The sequence below is a fragment of the Tenacibaculum sp. SG-28 genome, assembly GCF_002954385.1.
GTDB lineage: Bacteria > Bacteroidota > Bacteroidia > Flavobacteriales > Flavobacteriaceae > Polaribacter.
This window is the reverse complement of sequence record NZ_MQVY01000002.1, coordinates 1-16,247: the sequence shown is the minus strand read 5'-3', so window position 1 is coordinate 16,247 and position 16,247 is coordinate 1. Positions and strand designations below refer to the sequence as shown.

Here is a 16,247-nt window from a genome sequence, read left to right as displayed (position 1 = left end):
TATTATGTTCGGTTAGCAATAGTGGTTGCGCAAATATAACCGCCAGTCCAGGCATTTTGAAAATTAAAACCTCCTGTGACCGCATCAATATTTAAAATTTCTCCCACAAAAAATAGGTTTTGGTGCAGCTTACTTTCGAATTTTTTAAAATCAACTTCTCTTAGATCGATACCACCAGCAGTTACAAATTCTTCTTTAAAGGTGGTTCTTCCATTCGCATTAAAAACACAGTAGCTCAGTTGATTGGCTAAGTTTTGCAATTGTTTATTGCTGAGATCTGCCCAATTCTGGAAACGCTCAATAGTTGCAGCAGTAACTAATCGTTCCCAAAGTCTTCTCGGTATTTCCGTGAAAGGACTTTTTGCGATAACTTGTTTTTTGGGTGCTTATTTTTTAATTGTTGCAGATCGTTAAGTATATTTTCTGTAGGTATTCCCAGCCAATTTACAACCACATTGTATTGGTAGTTTTTATCGGCTAGAATTCTTGCGCCATAAGCCGATAGTTTTAATACAGCAGGTCCACTCAATCCCCAATGTGTTATTAATAGAGGGCCGAAATTTTCTAGGTTTGTTTTGGCGATTTGAACACTGGCGTTCGGAACAGACACACCACCCAGATCTTGGATTCTTGTATCCTTGATATTAAAGGTAAACAATGAAGGGACTGGACTAATTATACGGTGTCCTAGGCTTTCTAATTCACTCCATATTTTTTTATTACTACCCGCAGCTACTACGAGATAATCTGCTGTAAAATTTTGATTTTTAGTTCTAACAATCCAAGTGTTTTCTTTTTTAGTTATACCAGTAACTCCTGTACTTTTTAATATTGTAATACAAGTTTGCCGCTGCAGTTAAAAAACAATCAATTATAGTTTGTGAAGAATTTGATTCGGGAAACACTCGATTATCTTCTTCTATTTTTAAGGGAATTCCTTTGTCTTCAAACCAGGCAAAAGTATCTCCGGTCATGAATTGATGAAAAGGACCCAAAAGTTCTTTTTCGCCTCTTGGATAAAATGTAGTTAATTCTCGAGGATCAAAACAGGCATGGGTAACATTACAGCGCCCTCCCCCAGAGATTTTTACTTTTTGTAAGACCTCTTTGCCTTTTTCAAGTATAATAACCTCGTAATTTGGATTTTTTTCTTTTAAATTAATGGCAGTAAAAAAACCTGCTGCACCACCTCCTATAATAATTACTGTTTTCATGTTAAAATTTAAATATCACTCCAGGTTTTTTAAGTTACTTTTTTGTTGAAAAATAAAGCTAAAAGACTAGGTTGTAGTCTCACAATATCATCTCTGAATAAGGAACTATAGTTGTAAATCCTTTCTCTTTAAAATAGCTTGGTGTATCGTTATTTCCTGTCGCCAAAATAAAATCGCCACCCCAGGCACCTAAGCTTTTAATTGCTCCAAAATAATCAGAGAACAAGATTTCTTTTACTGGTTTTTGCTGAATAATCGAACTTATTATTGCTTCATGAGACTGAATAACTTTACTTAGGTCTTTCGCAGAGGAAGCTCTCATAAATTCTTCTGTTAAAGTATCAATAGTATTTATTTGAAACCTGGCTTCCTTTTTTCGGTTTTTATAGGTGGCAATACCTTCTCTACTGTTTTGTTTTTTGTTGAGGTGTACAAAGTATAGCTCTTCCTCAAAAGAAGGGTTAAAAGCTACTTCTGTTACCGATGGTACTTTGTTTTCTAAACAATACACTATTGGGGAGTCGTGTTTGGCGCACGCAATATCATATCCGCTTCCTGAAAAAGCGTTCCACAATAAAGTGTATGGGTTTATTTGTGCCCAATTAGCAATATTGTTTATTAAGGTCGAGGAACTTCCCAAGCCCCAGTTTTGGGGGAATCCTAGGTGTGTTTTTACGATATATCCTTTAGTATCCTTTAAGAAATTTGGGTTTAAGGCTTTCGCTTTTTGAAGGATGTTTTGTAGTGTTTCTGCAATAAATTCAGAACTGCCCTCTTTATTAGAGTTAAAGGTGGCAGAAACCAAACGAAGCTGTGGTAGACTAAACGAAGCTTCAAACCAGCATTGCCCTTCCTTGGTAAAACTTCCCCAAACTAATAAGGGTTCATTTATGCTGTTAATCACTAAATCTTGTCCAAACTTGCAAGGAACTGCCAGCGATTTCGCGCCATCTAAGACTACGTATTCTCCTGTTAGTAATAATTTACCATTACTGTAATACCTGTTCAATTTAATTTTTTAATTGGTTAAAAGCCTCTACAACAGCACTATGAGATACTGTTTTATTTTCAAATTGCTTTACAATACAATCTTTCTGTTGCTCGTTAGCACCTAATTGGTTTAGAATATTCATTAAGTGCATTTTCATATGACCGTGCTGAATTCCCTTAGTGGTTAGGGCTCGGAGCGCGGCAAAATTTTGTGCCAAACCTGCCGTAGCCATAATTTCCATTAATTCTCTTGCATTAGGTCTGTTCATCATATCTAAAGACAGCTTAGCCATTGGGTGTAATGCAGTTAGTCCACCAACTGTACCAACTGCAAGAGGAATTTCTATCCAAAACTTGAAAATACCATTTGTTATTTCGCAATGCGTTAAACTTTTATATTTTCCGTCTTTGGCTGCATAGGCGTGGGCACCTGCTTCTATCGCTCTAAAATCATTACCAGTAGCAAGTACAACCGAATCGATTCCGTTCATAATACCTTTATTGTGGGTTACTGCACGATAAGGTTCTACAGCAGCAATTTTAACCGCTTGTTCAAACTTTTTAGCAAACCTTCTCGGATTATCGCCTCCCAACTCCTCTACCTTACAGCTAACTTCCGCTCTAACAAGGCATTCGGGAACGTAATTAGATAAGATGCTCATTACAATTTCTACAGACTCATTTCTAAACTCGTTTGCCATGGCTTCAAGGCATGAATTAATAAAATTAGCTCCCATAGAATCTTTTGTTTCAAACGTCACAAAAAGTTGGTAGTAATTACTGAGATCATCTGTTTTATCTACCAATTGAATATCTAGAATTCCTCCTCCGCGTTTTTCCATATTTTTGGTGATCGCTGCGGTTGCTTCTAAAAGTTTTGGTTTCTTTGCCTCAAAATAGGTAGAAAGATCGCTTTTTTTTCCCTGGTACATGAAGTGTACTTGTCCAATTTTTTTGGTAGACACTACCGAAGCTTTGAATCCTCCTCGCGTACTCCAAAATTTGGCTACCAGTGACGCGGCTGCAACTACAGAACTTTCCTCTACTACCATTGGAATCACCATTTCTTTCCCATTTATTACAAAGTTAGGGGCGATACCATATGGCATGTAAAAATTAGTAATTGTATTTTCTATAAAATCATCGTGAAGTTGCTGTAATGCAGAGTCTTCATTCCAGTACTGTTTGAGTGTTTTTATGATTTCCTGTTGGTTACTGAAATAATTTGCAGCGAGCCATGTAATTTTTTCTTCTTTCGAGAATTTTGAAAACCCTGAAATAACTTTAGACATTCTGTTTTGCTGTTTTTAGACGGGTCAAAGATAAATGAATCCTGTTAAAATCACTTTTATAATTGATATTTCTATGGTTTTTGTCTTAATTTTCGTCGAATTTTCCGTAAACTTGGCAAACTTTTTATTCAAACAACAACTACACATGAAAAAAATGATCGTATTCTTTATTGGGTTGTCCACGATACTTCACGCTCAGAAAAAGGATATTACGCTAGAGGATATATGGAAAAAAGGTACATTTAGATCCGATTATATGAATTCCTTGAATTCTATGAATGGTGATTTTTATTCCCTATTAAACTATCAAAGCGGCGGAACATCAGTAGACAAATACAATTACCAAACCCTAGAAAAAGTAGCTACTATTGTATCTAGTGCAGAGATTAATGAAATTAGTAGTTTTCAATCCTATCAATTCAACAATGACGAGACAAAGTTAATTCTAGGAACTAATTTCAAACCAATCTTCCGAAGATCTTTTTTAGGTACTTTTTACGTGTACGATATAGCGACGAAATCGATAGCGCTAATTGGTGAAGATATTCAAAGACCAACTTTTTCACCTGATAGTAAAAAAGTAGCATATGCCAAAGACAACAATTTGTTTGTGAAAGATCTTACCACCCAAAAGGAGGTACAGATTACCAAAGATGGAAAGAAAAATGAAGTTATCAACGGAATTACCGATTGGGTGTACGAGGAGGAATTCGGATTTGTAAAGGCTTTTGAATGGAGTACAGATAGTAAAAAAATAGCCTTTTTGCGATTTGATGAAAGTGCGGTAAGTACTTTTTCCATGGACGTATATGGTACCGACAAGTATCCTTCGCAACATGTCTTTAAATATCCAAAAGCAGGAGAAGACAATGCGAAAGTTACCCTACACGTATACACATTAGGAGACAATACCACCAAAACAATTGCCCTGGGTAACTACGAATACATTCCTAGAATAAACTGGACGAAAGATGCAAATACACTATCGGTAAGAACGCTTAATCGCCATCAAAATGACTTAAAATTGTATTTTGTAAATGCTACTTCCTTACAGAATTCTGTAGTGTTACACGAAACGGATAAAGCTTACATAGATATTACAGATGACTTGACCTTTTTAGAAGACAATAGTTTTATCTGGACAAGTGAAAAAAATGGCTATAATCACATTTATCATTACTCGAAAACAGGTACATTGCTAAACCAAATAACCAATGGAGACTGGGAGGTAACTGCCTATTATGGTTTTAATCCGAAGAAGAAAACAATTTACTACCAGTCTGTAGAAAATGGATCTATTAATAGAGGGGTCTACAGCATTTCTTTACAAGGAAAAAACAAAAAATTACTCAGTGACTCCTCAGGAACCAACAACGGTGCGTTTAGTAAGAATATGAACTATTTTATCAATACGTTCTCTGATGCCAATACTCCTCCCGTGTATACCTTACGCAATAGTAAAGGAGATGTATTAAAAACCATTAAAGACAATGCTGCTCTAAAAGCTAAAATTGCTGAGTTTAATATTAGTGAGAAAGAATTTTCTACTGTAAGAGTTAACGGAAACGACCTCAATATGTTCATGATAAAACCACCTAATTTTAATGCAAGTAAACAGTATCCACTCTTGATGTATCAGTATTCTGGTCCTGGTTCGCAAAGTGTGGCAAATAGGTGGAATAATTCTAACGATTATTGGTACCAAATGTTGGCAGAGCAGGGTTATATTATAGCCTGTGTAGATGGTCGTGGAACCGGATTTAAGGGGAGAGATTTTAAAAAGGCGACTTATCTTAACTTGGTAAAATATGAAACGGAAGATCAAATAGCTGCAGCAAAACTATTAGCGAAACGTTCGTATATCGACGCGAACAGAATTGGTATATGGGGCTGGTCATTTGGCGGACACATGAGTACCAATTGTCTGCTGAAAGGTAATGATGTGTTTACCACTGCCATTGCAGTAGCACCGGTAACTACTTGGCGTTTCTACGATACGATTTACACCGAGCGTTTTTTACGAACGCCGGAAGAAAACCCTGCTGGTTATGATGACAATTCTCCTTTGAATTATCCTGAATTATTAAAGGGAAAGTATCTGTTAGTGCACGGAACAGCAGACGACAACGTACACGTTCAAAATGCCTACCGTATGGCAGAGGCTTTGATACAGACAAACAAACAATTTGATTGGGCGATGTATCCAGATAAAAATCACGGTATATATGGCGGGAATACACGCTACCATTTGTACGTGAAAATGACTAATTTTTTAAAAAATAATTTATAAACTATAGAAAACTATGGCAAATTCTACTTCTATTCAACAAAAGGAATTATTTGGACATCCAGTAGGCTCTACGTTCTGTTTTTTACAGAAATGTGGGAACGCTTCTCGTACTATGGGATGCGAGCGATTCTTACCTTATATATGGTTGCAAAAACTACTGATCTTAATCCCGGATTAGGATGGACTCAAGGGGAAGCACTTGCCTTATATGGTTGGTACACAATGTTAGTTTACGTTGCTTCAATTCCTGGCGGTATTATTGCAGATAAACTTCTAGGCCAAAAGAAATCCGTTATGTATGGTGGTTGGTTATTGGTTGCCGGTCACGGAATTTTATCCATAGAGCAAGATTGGGCCTTTTTTGCCGGACTTTTCTTAATAATTTTGGGAGTTGGATTATTAAAACCTAATATTTCTACCATGGTAGGAGGATTATATGAGCCAGGTGATGAGAGAAGAGATAAAGGTTTTTCTATTTTCTATATTGGAATTAATTTAGGTGCTGCCGCAGCAAGTTTAATCGTTGGATTAGTAGCTGCAAAATACGGTTGGCATTATGGATTCGGTTTAGCTGCGATAGGGATGATACTTGGGCAATTAGTATTTTTATTTGGGCAAAAATTTTTAACAGAAGTAGGTAATAAACCTACACATGAAACCGAAAGCTCAGAGGATGTATCCATAGGAGAAATCTTTAGTACTATGGTAAATACAAAAAAGACAGTTGTAGTTCTTGCTTTATGTGCTTTGGTATCAGTTCTAATACCGCAACTATTTATGGAAAAAGAAGTTATCCAGTACACTGTGTTTTTCTTGTTTTTATCTATAGTTGTTGGATTTATGATGACCGTATTTAATGATTTAGAAACAAAAATTGAAAAAGATAGATTTATAGTTCTATTACTCTCTTTTTTAATTGTTATCGTATTTTGGGGTGCATTTGAACAAGCTGGAGGTTTGATGAATATTTATACAGAGCAAAAAACTAATAGATTTATTGGAGGATGGCAAGTTCCTTCGGCTATAATGCAGTCTTTTAACCCTTTGTATATCATTATCTTTGGAGTTCCAGTAGCAAACTTCTGGCTTTGGTGGAAACATAGGAATAAAGAGTCTTCTTCTATTTTTAAGATGGCAACCGGTGTAATTATTATGGGCTTAGGTTTTGTATTTATGATCTTTGCTTCCAGACAATACGAGGCCTCTGGTGAATCTGCTTTGTATTGGTTAGCATTTGCATACTTATTTCATACTTTAGGCGAACTTTGTGCATCACCTGTAGCGTTATCTTTTATCACGAAACTAGCCCCGGTTAAATATGGAGCTTTGATGATGGGTGTTTATTTTGCAGCAACAGGTTTAGGTAACAAAGTTGCGGGTATCATTGGAGAATCTGCCGAATCAGCTGGAGAATTGCAAATTTTTACCGGAATTACTATTTTCTGTGTAATATTTGGATTGTTAGTAATCGCTATGTTAAAACCCTTGAAACGACTTATTCACGGAGCTGAGGATAACGAAAGAGAAATTGCCCATGGTGAGAACCACTCTAGAGAAACAGCAGAAGCAAATTAATTAAAAAATAATTTACAAACCTCATAACTTTACTTATGGGGTTTGTTTTGTTTATAACTTAAATTTTTAACAATGAGTACAGATATAGAAAATCTATTTAAAGATAAGGTATTAGGGCATCCTGCAGGGTTGTTTGTTTTGTTTTTTACCGAAATGTGGGAGCGCTTTTCTTATTACGGAATGCGGGCCATATTGGTTATTTTTTTAACAGGAATAGTAACAGGTGATAACCCAGGTTGGGGATGGAGTACTCCTGCTGCATTATCCCTTTTAGGACCTATGCTTTGTTTGTGTATTTGACGCCTTTAGTTGGGGGTTGGCTCGCAGATAATAAAATTGGTTACAGAAAGGCCGTCGTAATAGGTGCATTATTAATGACCTTGGGGCATGCTTCTATGGCTTTTGAGACCCCTACTACACTTTACATAGGAATTGCATTGCTAATTGTTGGTAACGGCTTTTTTAAACCCAATATGACATCTATAATATCTAAAATGTATGCAGGGAAAGATGACAAGAAAGATGGTGCCTATAATATTTTTTATATGGGGGTTAATGCTGGTGCATTTATCGGAATTATGTTGTGTGGATGGGTTGGTGAAAAGATAAGTTGGAGCTTTGGTTTTGGACTCGCTGGTATTTTTATGTTTTTAGGAATGCTTCAATTTTATTATGCACAATCTTTATTTGGATCTTTAGGAGATAAGCCAGTAAAAGTTGATGCGAAGGAGACTAATCCTGAATTGGAACAAGAAGTAAGAAATCCGTTCTCAATAGTAGATTATTTTTTAATCGGTCTTTTTACCATTTCTGCTTTGATATTTATCATTAACGACCCACTTAGTAAAATAGGAGGCATCAATGCCCTGAATTTTGCCGTAGGAGCAATGACAGACTCCTTATTTTTTGCTTTAATTGCAGCTATTAGTTTTATTATTTTGTTACTTGTTAGAATTCCTAGATACACAAAAATTGAGAGAGATAGAATGATCGCTTTTACCATTTTTTGTTTATTTACGATTTTCTTCTGGGCTGCATTTGAGCAAGCAGCTGGTTCTTTACCAATATATACAAGAGACTTTACCAACAGAATTTTAGAGGGTACTTCGGGTACTATTTTTAAGATAATAGATCTTTTAGTTACGGTTATTCCTCTTGGAATTATAACGTATGTTTTGATTTCGTTATTCAAGAAAACCTATTCAAAAATTGGTGTATCTAACATAATTTTAGGAACAAGTTTTGTAATTGTTTGGGCAATTGTCTTATACAAATTATACACAGAGTTGAGTAGTCCTGAAACAGAAGTCCCTGTTACGTGGTTTGCTATTTTAAACTCTTTATTTATTATCATTTTTGCACCTTTGTTTACCAAGTGGTGGGATAGTAGATACAATCCACCAGCTTCGGTAAAATATTTTTTAGGTTTGGCTTTATTGGCCTTAGGTTTTGGTTTCTTGGCTTTTGGCGCAAGAAATGTACCTGCAGGAGCCGAGGGAGCGAGTTTAAGTATGGCCTGGTTGGTACTTGCATACTTATTTCATACTTTGGGAGAGTTGTGTTTGTCTCCTATGGGATTATCTTATTTGAGTAAATTAATTCCTACACGAATGATCGCATTTATGTTTGGGGTATATTATCTTGCAATTGCAATTGGAAATAAATTAGCCCATTATGTTGGAGGGGATATTGAGTCGATTACAAAAGAATACAGTTTGTCTGGATTTTTCTTAATCTTTACTATAGTTCCACTTGCTCTTGGCCTAGTAGCTTTACTATTACATCCAATTTTGAAAAAATTAATGCACGGCGTAAAATAATTTTTATTCCGTAATTATATCAGCAACCTGTCAATGATATGCAATTGGCAGGTTTTTTTTGTAACTTTGGTATCAATTTTGAACCCCATTCGTTATGAGATTTTTTACCGTAGTATTGTTTTTACTCTTAACCGTTACAGGTGTTAGCGCTCAAGATACAGTAAAATGGCTAACCATAGAGGAGGCTGTTGCAAAGAGTAACGTAAATCCGAAACCGATTCTAATAGATATTTATACCGATTGGTGTGGGTGGTGCAAACGAATGGATAAAGATACTTACCAAAATCCGGTAATTGCTTCCTATATCAATGAAAATTACTACGCAGTAAAGTTAAATGGAGAAGAAAAAAGAGATATTACTTTCATGGGGAAAACTTTTGTATACCAAGCGCAAGGAAGGAGAGGTTACCACGAGTTGGCTGCAGGACTAATGAAAGGAAGACTAAGTTATCCTGCCACCACTTTTTTGAACAAAGACAAGCAAGTATTACAACATATTCCCGGCTACCAAGACAAGAAAAAGTTTGAGACTATTCTAGCTTTTTTTAATGATGAAAATTACAAAAAGACATCTTGGAAGGAGTTTGAAAAGAATTTTAAGAGTTCTATATAGTTTCTTTTACTTAGAAAAACAATATGCACCATTTATACTCGTGTCGTGAAATGGTATTTTTTGTGTTTTACACGTGAGTCTCCACTTTCTTGCCAGGTTCTTGTAGTTACTACCATCTGCAATTACCACTAAAGGTTCGTCGCTAGAAGTATTCGTTCTAAGTTTATTTTAGGTGAATTTCGCAATATAATAATAGCGTTTTTTACTTTTTTATTGGGGTTCACATCCTTTTTGTCGAGCCATATAAAAGTTTTGTTATCGAATGCATATAATCTTGGTAATTTAGTGGTGTAGTTCATAGTAATGTTTTCGTGTATACGGTAGGAGGAAAGAAATTTTTCTTTGGCAACAATACTAGTATCCATGTTGTGGTGTATTTGTATTTTATTTCCATTACGTATACCAATTACACTAAGTTTGTTTTTGTGAAATAGGATAAGTTCTTTTTTGTTTTCTCGATTGATCTTATCCAAAATATAACATGTCTGTAAGGTGATAATTACTACGGAAATAGCCACTAACCTGCGAAAAGAAGTTTTAAAAGATGTTCCAAATAGAATGATTAGTAAAAGGTACCATAATAGTAAAGCTTCTATGTTTAGAGACATTACTAAATTTCCATTGTTTTGAATAGATGCGATCCAAGCAATAAAGGAATTCATTGCGCTTATTAAAAAGTTATATACCTCTGTTAAAAATCCAGGCGTAATTTTAAGTATCGTTATGACTAAGAGCAGTATTGCTGTGTATACAAGTATTCCTATCCAAGGAACAACCACCATATTTGTGAAAATACTCCACAAAGATGTTTCTTGAAAGTAATAAAGGCTAATGGGGGTAATCCCTATTTGTGCAGCGAGAGTAACGGTAAAGGTTTTCCAGTAAAATTGCGTTATTTTTCCTTTTGGTTTCCATAATTCGACTAACTTTGGTTGTATCAGTACAATAGCAAAAACTACAATATAACTAAGTTGAAAGCCTATGTCGAAAATAAAATATGGATGAAATAGCAAAATAAAAAACATGGAATTCAGAATTGCGTATAAGGGTACTCTTTGTCGGTTTATTTTTTCTCCAATGGCAATAAAGGTAAACATGGTTACCGCTCTAACAACGGAGGCAGATAGACCAGTTATAAGTGCGAAAAACCATAAAAATCCAACAGTAAATACGAACGTAACTGTACTTCCTCTTTTTCGAATTCCAAATAGGGATAGTATACGTTGTAATAAAAGAAATATAATTCCAACATGAAGCCCAGATATTGCTAAAATATGAATGACTCCTGCCTTGCGATAACTATTGCGAATATCCTTGGATAAAAATTGTTTTTCACCCAAAAGAAATGCATTTGTAATTTGAAGGACATCTGCGGATAAATGTGCAGAATGCAATCGTTCTTTCACCCAATTTCGTATCGTTTCTGCCAATCCAAATAGTGACTTTGATACGGTAGGTAACATTCTGTACTTATTTGTTTTGGTGTGTATTTGGTAATACACTCCCTGCTTTGATAAATAATCCTTATACGAAAATTGGTATGGATTTAGAGTTTTCGGTAGTCTTGTAAACGTTGGTATTAGTTGTAACCGGTTATCTGTTTGTAGTGGCAATGTATTTGTTTCCTTTTGAATATTAAGTAAAACAGTTCCCGATACCATACTTCCATTCAAACGCTCTACTTTTGCTAGGTATTTATCATAGTAATCTGTACTTCGTAATACCTTTTGTATTCTCAGGTATACTACCCCATTTTTCTCCATGTATTTAATAAAATAATTTGGATAGTTTTGCGGATTTTTTAAGAAAAGCGAGCTTATTCCAAGTGCGATGATACTTATGAGGTAGGTAACTCCAAACGCTAAACGTTTTTGTGAGGTATGTAAAATGAATAAAAGGAGTAAAAGGCTGGCTATAATTCCAAATAATTCGACGATACCATAGCGCCAAATTTTACAATAATACTGTAGTAAAAGACCAAGAATAAGACATACCACTGTGTAAAGCGGTACAAAGCCCAATAAATTTTTCATAGCATTGTAAAGATATGAAAAATTACTAATTATCAGTATTTTATCTCATTTTTCAGCTAATGTTATAACTTTTGTAAACTAATGTAAATGTTTATGTATTCTTTGCTACATTTTGTAGCCTCGAGGAAATAACTTCGGTGATTAGTTTGTAGAAAGTGATACAAAGACCTCTAGTACTTTAAAAAGAAAACAAAAATTCCTGTCTTTACGAACATAAAGTATCGCATAAGACAGGAAATGTGTAGTATATTATGACTTTTAGGATGCAGTACGTTGCCTAAACACCGCGTTGTTTGTTAATTTCATCCTGCAGTTTTCTTCTTAATTTTTGTTCTTTTTCAATCGCATTTTTTCTGAAATCTTCCAATTCTTTTTCAATATCGTTATGCATCTTAATAGTTTCTTTTGTAACAGTGTTGCTATTTTTAAATTTATAGATGAATAAAAACAGTAAAAACAGCAAAATACCAGTGAGTATAGCCATACCTAATTTAAAGCTAGTTTTAGCAAAACTAAGACCAAACAAAGAGATGTCATCTTGTTTGTCTGAAAGGTCACTTATGGTGTTATTTAACTCCTTTATTTTTTCCTCAAGGATAGTTATATTACTCTTTTGAGAAACTATATTTTTTTGCTGGCTCACCACCTTGCTTTCGATATTTTTTAAGGTGTCTAAAACGTTTTTTTGAAGTTTTGCGTATGCTGTTTTTTTAACCACCTTATATTCCTGATAACTTCCAGATTTTTTATAAAGCGTCTCGAATTGGTTCTTTATCGAGTTGTCTGGTTTACTTTCTGTTATTTCTTGTGCTATAATTGCATTGGATAGTACTAGGAAAAATATAATTTTTATTAATCGCATGATGATTGTTTGTTATTAAAAGAATAGTAAAAAAACCCAAACGCAAGGTTTGGGTTTTTAGTATAAGCAAGGTTATTAAACTTATTTTACTTTATCTACAATTGCCTTAAAAGCTTCCGGATTGTTCATCGCTAAATCTGCTAAAACCTTACGGTTTAATTCGATGTCATTAGCTTTTACTTTACCCATAAACTGCGAGTAAGACATTCCGAACTGACGGGCACCAGCGTTGATACGTTGGATCCATAAAGAACGGAAGTTTCTCTTGTTGTTTTTACGATCTCTATAGGCATATAACATCCCTTTTTCAACCGCATTTTTTGCTACTGTGTAAACGTTTTTTCTACGTCCGAAGTAACCTTTTGCTTGCTTCAAGATTTTTTTTCTTCTATTTCTTGAAGCTACTGAATTTACTGATCTTGGCATAATTCAAATTGTTTTTTGTAGTAGGCGACTTAATGTAAGTACTTTGTGAGCCCAACTCCATGGTTAATAATTAATTTACTACCTAGCGAACAATTATTTTAAAACTAATTGTTGCTTAATATTTGCTTCATCAGACTTGTGTACTAATGCAGCGTGTGTTAAGGCAAGCTTACGTTTTTTCGACTTCTTAGTTAAGATATGACTCTTAAACGCGTGCTTTCTTTTGATTTTTCCAGAACCTGTTAACTTAAAACGTTTTTTGGCGCTAGATTTTGTTTTGATTTTAGGCATCTCTTGATTTTCGTTTTATCTTGCTTATTACTTTCTTTATTTAACTTTTTTCGGCGCAATGAACATAATCATACGCTTTCCTTCTAATTTCGGCATTTGTTCAACTTTACCGTATTCTTCTAGTTCTTGAGCCAATTTTAACAATAAAATTTGCCCTTGTTCTTTGAATATGATAGATCTTCCTTTAAAGAATACAAACGCTTTTAGTTTCGCTCCATCTTTTAAGAATTTAATAGCATGCTTCTTTTTAAATTCATAATCATGCTCGTCTGTTTGCGGTCCAAAACGTATTTCTTTCACTACTACTTTGGAAGCTTTAGATTTTAGTGCTTTCTCACGTTTTTTTTGTTCGTACAAACTTTTTGTAATCGATAACCTTACATACAGGTGGTACAGCTTTTGGTGAAATTTCTACTAAATCTAATCCTTGTGCTCTCGCAATTTCTTTTGCTTTGATTAAAGGATACACCCCTATTTCGATATTCTCGCCTACCAGACGAACTTCATCAACAAAACGAATTTTTTCATTAATTCTGTGCTGATCTTCTTTAATTACTCTAGCAGGTCTGCGCCCACCTTTTTTTCTTATAGCTATGACTTATAAATTTAAAATTACTATTTAATTACTTCCAAAAGGGACTAAAGTTTTGCTTACTTCTTTGTTTATTAATGAAACAAACTCTTCAATAGTAAACGTTCCTATATCCCCTTCACCATGTTTCCTTATTGAAACAGTATTATCCTCTTGTTCTTTTTCACCAACAATGACCATAAACGGTATCTTTTTCACTTCTGCATCGCGAATTTTTCGACCCGTTTTCTCATTTCGGTTATCTATTAGGGCGCGAATTTCGGAATTTTCTAACAAATGTAAAACTTTTTCTGAATAATTTTGGTATTTCTCACTGATTGGCAGTATTATAACTTGTTCTGGTGTAAGCCATAATGGGAAATTTCCTCCAGTATGTTCCAGTAAAACCGCAATAAATCGTTCCATTGAACCAAAAGGTGCTCTGTGAATCATTATTGGTCGGTGTAATTGGTTGTCAGAACCTTTATAACTTAGATCAAAACGCTCTGGTAAATTATAATCTACTTGTATAGTTCCTAATTGCCAACTTCTCCCAAGAGCATCCTTTACCATGAAGTCTAACTTCGGACCATAAAACGCGGCTTCTCCCTCCTCAATTACATAATCAAGGCCTTTGTCTTTTGCTGCACTAATAATGGCTTTTTCTGCGGTTTCCCAAGTAGCAGCATCACCGATGTATTTGTCTGGAGTTGCCATATCTCGTATAGATACCTGCGAGGTGAAATCCTTGAACCCTAGAGAACGGAAGACATACAATACCAAATCAATTACATTTTTGAATTCTTCATCCAATTGCTCTGGTGTACAAAATATGTGCGCATCATCTTGAGTAAAACCTCTAACTCTTGTTAAACCGTGAAGTTCTCCACTCTGCTCATACCTGTAAACAGTTCCAAATTCTGCAAATCGAACTGGTAAATCTTTATAAGAATAAGGTTTGTGTGCATAAATCTCACAATGGTGGGGGCAGTTCATAGGTTTTAATAAAAACTCTTCGTCGAGTTTTGGTGTAGTAATCGGTTGGAAACTATCTTCCCCATATTTTGCATAATGCCCTGAAGTTTCATAAAGTTCTTTTTGGCCAATATGCGGTGTCATTACCATTTCGTACCCTGCTTTTTTTGTGCTACTTTTAAAAAGTCTTCTAATCTACTTCGTAAAGCAGCACCTTTTGGCAGCCATAACGGTAGCCCTTGTCCTACTCGTTGTGAAAACGTAAAAAGTTCTAATTCCTTTCCAAGCTTTCTATGGTCTCTTTTTTTCGCTTCCTCAAGAAGTTCCAGATATTCCTTCAATTGTTTTTGTTTTGGGAAGGAAATACCATATAAACGAGTTAGTTGGTTGTTTTTTTCGTCACCTCGCCAATACGCACCGGCAACATTCATTATTTTAATGGCTTTGATTATTCCTGTATTTGGTATATGACCACCTCTACACAAGTCGGTAAAGTTGCTGTGATCACAGAATGTAATGTCACCATCGTCTAACCCTTCAATTAGCTCTACTTTGTATTGGTTGTTTCTACCTTTATAATAGCTTATAGCATCTGCTTTAGAGATTTCTCGCATTGAAAACACTGCCTTTTCTCTGGCTAATTCTAAAAATTTCTTTTCGATAGCAGGGAAATCTTTTTCAGAAATAGTTTCTTCTCCCAAATCTAGATCATAGTAGAATCCATTCTCAATGGCTGGCCCGATTGTTAACTTTGCATTCGGATGAAATTCAAGTACTGCTTGTGCTAATACGTGGCAGAAGAATGCCAAAATGCTTTTTTCCCTTCCGGGTCGTTAAAGGTGTATAATACCAGAGATCCATCGGTTGTTAATGGGGTTGAGGTTTCAATAGTGTTGCCATTGAAACTAGCGGAGATAACATTTCTTGCTAAACCCTCACTAATGCTTTTTGCTACGTCAATAGCAGTGCTATTAACTTCAAATTCTTTAACGCTTCCGTCTGGTAATGTGATTTTAATCATTTGTATATATTGTTTATCGTAGTTTCCCTACAAATGGAAACTTTCAACCTGCAAAGATATTGTAAAAGGGAAAGTCACACAATACTATTTTTTAAAATTAGGGCTAAGTTATCCAAGACTTGCAAAGGTTGGTTTTGTTACTCTATGAATACGTTTTATGTGGTAGCGCTATATTGTGTTGTTTTTTGCGTGTAGTTGGTTTTCAATACGAGTTACATCTGTCTTTCTTATAGATATTTTATTCTTGAACTATGTGTATTCGATGTATAATGCA

At 35.0% G+C, this 16,247-nt stretch carries 10 protein-coding genes and 4 pseudogenes; 5 read left to right on the top strand and 9 right to left on the bottom strand.

The features are described 5' to 3' along the window. Positions 1-2: 2 nt before the first annotated feature. The 3 genes and pseudogenes from BSU00_RS05040 to BSU00_RS05030 form a co-directional block, all read right to left on the bottom strand. Positions 3-1,214 (bottom strand): annotated as a pseudogene (locus BSU00_RS05040) (NAD(P)/FAD-dependent oxidoreductase). 79 nt (positions 1,215-1,293) lie between these two features. Then, complete coding sequence (locus BSU00_RS05035) at positions 1,294-2,223, bottom strand: GYDIA family GHMP kinase (RefSeq protein ID WP_105003429.1); 930 nt, start codon at positions 2,221-2,223, stop codon at positions 1,294-1,296. Position 2,224: 1 nt separating this feature from the next. After that, a complete protein-coding gene (locus tag BSU00_RS05030) occupies positions 2,225-3,496 on the bottom strand; it encodes a hydroxymethylglutaryl-CoA reductase, degradative (RefSeq protein WP_105003428.1) in 1,272 nt (423 codons plus the stop codon). Between the two features lie 145 nt (positions 3,497-3,641). Between BSU00_RS05030 and BSU00_RS05025 the strand changes: the two genes are divergently transcribed. From BSU00_RS05025 to BSU00_RS05010, 5 genes and pseudogenes are all read left to right on the top strand, one after another. After that, a complete protein-coding gene (locus tag BSU00_RS05025) occupies positions 3,642-5,786 on the top strand; it encodes a S9 family peptidase (RefSeq protein ID WP_105003905.1) in 2,145 nt (714 codons plus the stop codon). A 13-nt stretch (positions 5,787-5,799) separates the two neighbouring features. Then, a pseudogene (locus BSU00_RS05020) lies at positions 5,800-7,361 on the top strand (peptide MFS transporter). A gap of 72 nt (positions 7,362-7,433) precedes the next feature. Then, positions 7,434-7,661, top strand: coding sequence for a hypothetical protein (locus tag BSU00_RS13940; protein WP_369820275.1), 228 nt, complete (start codon positions 7,434-7,436; stop codon positions 7,659-7,661). Then, positions 7,658-9,181 carry a peptide MFS transporter gene (locus BSU00_RS05015; RefSeq protein WP_369820274.1) on the top strand — a complete coding sequence of 508 codons (1,524 nt, stop codon included), beginning with the start codon at positions 7,658-7,660 and terminating at the stop codon, positions 9,179-9,181. Before BSU00_RS13940 ends, BSU00_RS05015 begins: the two co-directional genes overlap by 4 nt. Positions 9,182-9,275: 94 nt before the next feature. Then, positions 9,276-9,794, top strand: coding sequence for a DUF255 domain-containing protein (locus BSU00_RS05010; RefSeq protein WP_105003427.1), 519 nt, complete (start codon positions 9,276-9,278; stop codon positions 9,792-9,794). Between the two features lie 128 nt (positions 9,795-9,922). Here the strand turns inward: BSU00_RS05010 and BSU00_RS05005 are convergent, their stop codons facing one another. The 6 genes and pseudogenes from BSU00_RS05005 to thrS all read right to left on the bottom strand — a co-directional run bounded on the left by BSU00_RS05005 (position 9,923) and on the right by thrS (position 15,973). Next, a complete protein-coding gene (locus tag BSU00_RS05005) occupies positions 9,923-11,827 on the bottom strand; it encodes a ComEC/Rec2 family competence protein (RefSeq protein WP_105003426.1) in 1,905 nt (634 codons plus the stop codon). Positions 11,828-12,104: 277 nt separating this feature from the next. Continuing rightward, positions 12,105-12,689 carry a hypothetical protein gene (locus tag BSU00_RS05000; protein WP_105003425.1) on the bottom strand — a complete coding sequence of 195 codons (585 nt, stop codon included), beginning with the start codon at positions 12,687-12,689 and terminating at the stop codon, positions 12,105-12,107. 81 nt (positions 12,690-12,770) lie between these two features. Continuing rightward, positions 12,771-13,115, bottom strand: coding sequence for a 50S ribosomal protein L20 (rplT, locus tag BSU00_RS04995; RefSeq protein WP_105003424.1), 345 nt, complete (start codon positions 13,113-13,115; stop codon positions 12,771-12,773). A 93-nt stretch (positions 13,116-13,208) separates the two neighbouring features. Continuing rightward, positions 13,209-13,406 carry a 50S ribosomal protein L35 gene (rpmI, locus tag BSU00_RS04990; RefSeq protein WP_093868708.1) on the bottom strand — a complete coding sequence of 66 codons (198 nt, stop codon included), beginning with the start codon at positions 13,404-13,406 and terminating at the stop codon, positions 13,209-13,211. Between the two features lie 36 nt (positions 13,407-13,442). Beyond that, positions 13,443-13,938: pseudogene (infC, locus tag BSU00_RS04985) on the bottom strand (translation initiation factor IF-3). Between the two features lie 87 nt (positions 13,939-14,025). Further along, positions 14,026-15,973 (bottom strand): annotated as a pseudogene (gene thrS, locus BSU00_RS04980) (threonine--tRNA ligase). Positions 15,974-16,247: the final 274 nt, after the last annotated feature.

Excerpts from the sequence above, each read along its gene's own strand:
- rpmI (WP_093868708.1), bottom strand. The coding sequence starts at position 13,406 with ATGCCTAAAATCAAAACAAAATCTAGCGCCAAAAAACGTTTTAAGTTA.
- rplT (WP_105003424.1), bottom strand. The coding sequence starts at position 13,115 with ATGCCAAGATCAGTAAATTCAGTAGCTTCAAGAAATAGAAGAAAAAAA.
- BSU00_RS05010 (WP_105003427.1), top strand. The coding sequence starts at position 9,276 with ATGAGATTTTTTACCGTAGTATTGTTTTTACTCTTAACCGTTACAGGT.
- BSU00_RS05025 (WP_105003905.1), top strand. The coding sequence starts at position 3,642 with ATGAAAAAAATGATCGTATTCTTTATTGGGTTGTCCACGATACTTCAC.
- BSU00_RS13940 (WP_369820275.1), top strand. The coding sequence starts at position 7,434 with ATGAGTACAGATATAGAAAATCTATTTAAAGATAAGGTATTAGGGCAT.
- BSU00_RS05005 (WP_105003426.1), bottom strand. The coding sequence starts at position 11,827 with ATGAAAAATTTATTGGGCTTTGTACCGCTTTACACAGTGGTATGTCTT.
- BSU00_RS05000 (WP_105003425.1), bottom strand. The coding sequence starts at position 12,689 with ATGCGATTAATAAAAATTATATTTTTCCTAGTACTATCCAATGCAATT.
- BSU00_RS05030 (WP_105003428.1), bottom strand. The coding sequence starts at position 3,496 with ATGTCTAAAGTTATTTCAGGGTTTTCAAAATTCTCGAAAGAAGAAAAA.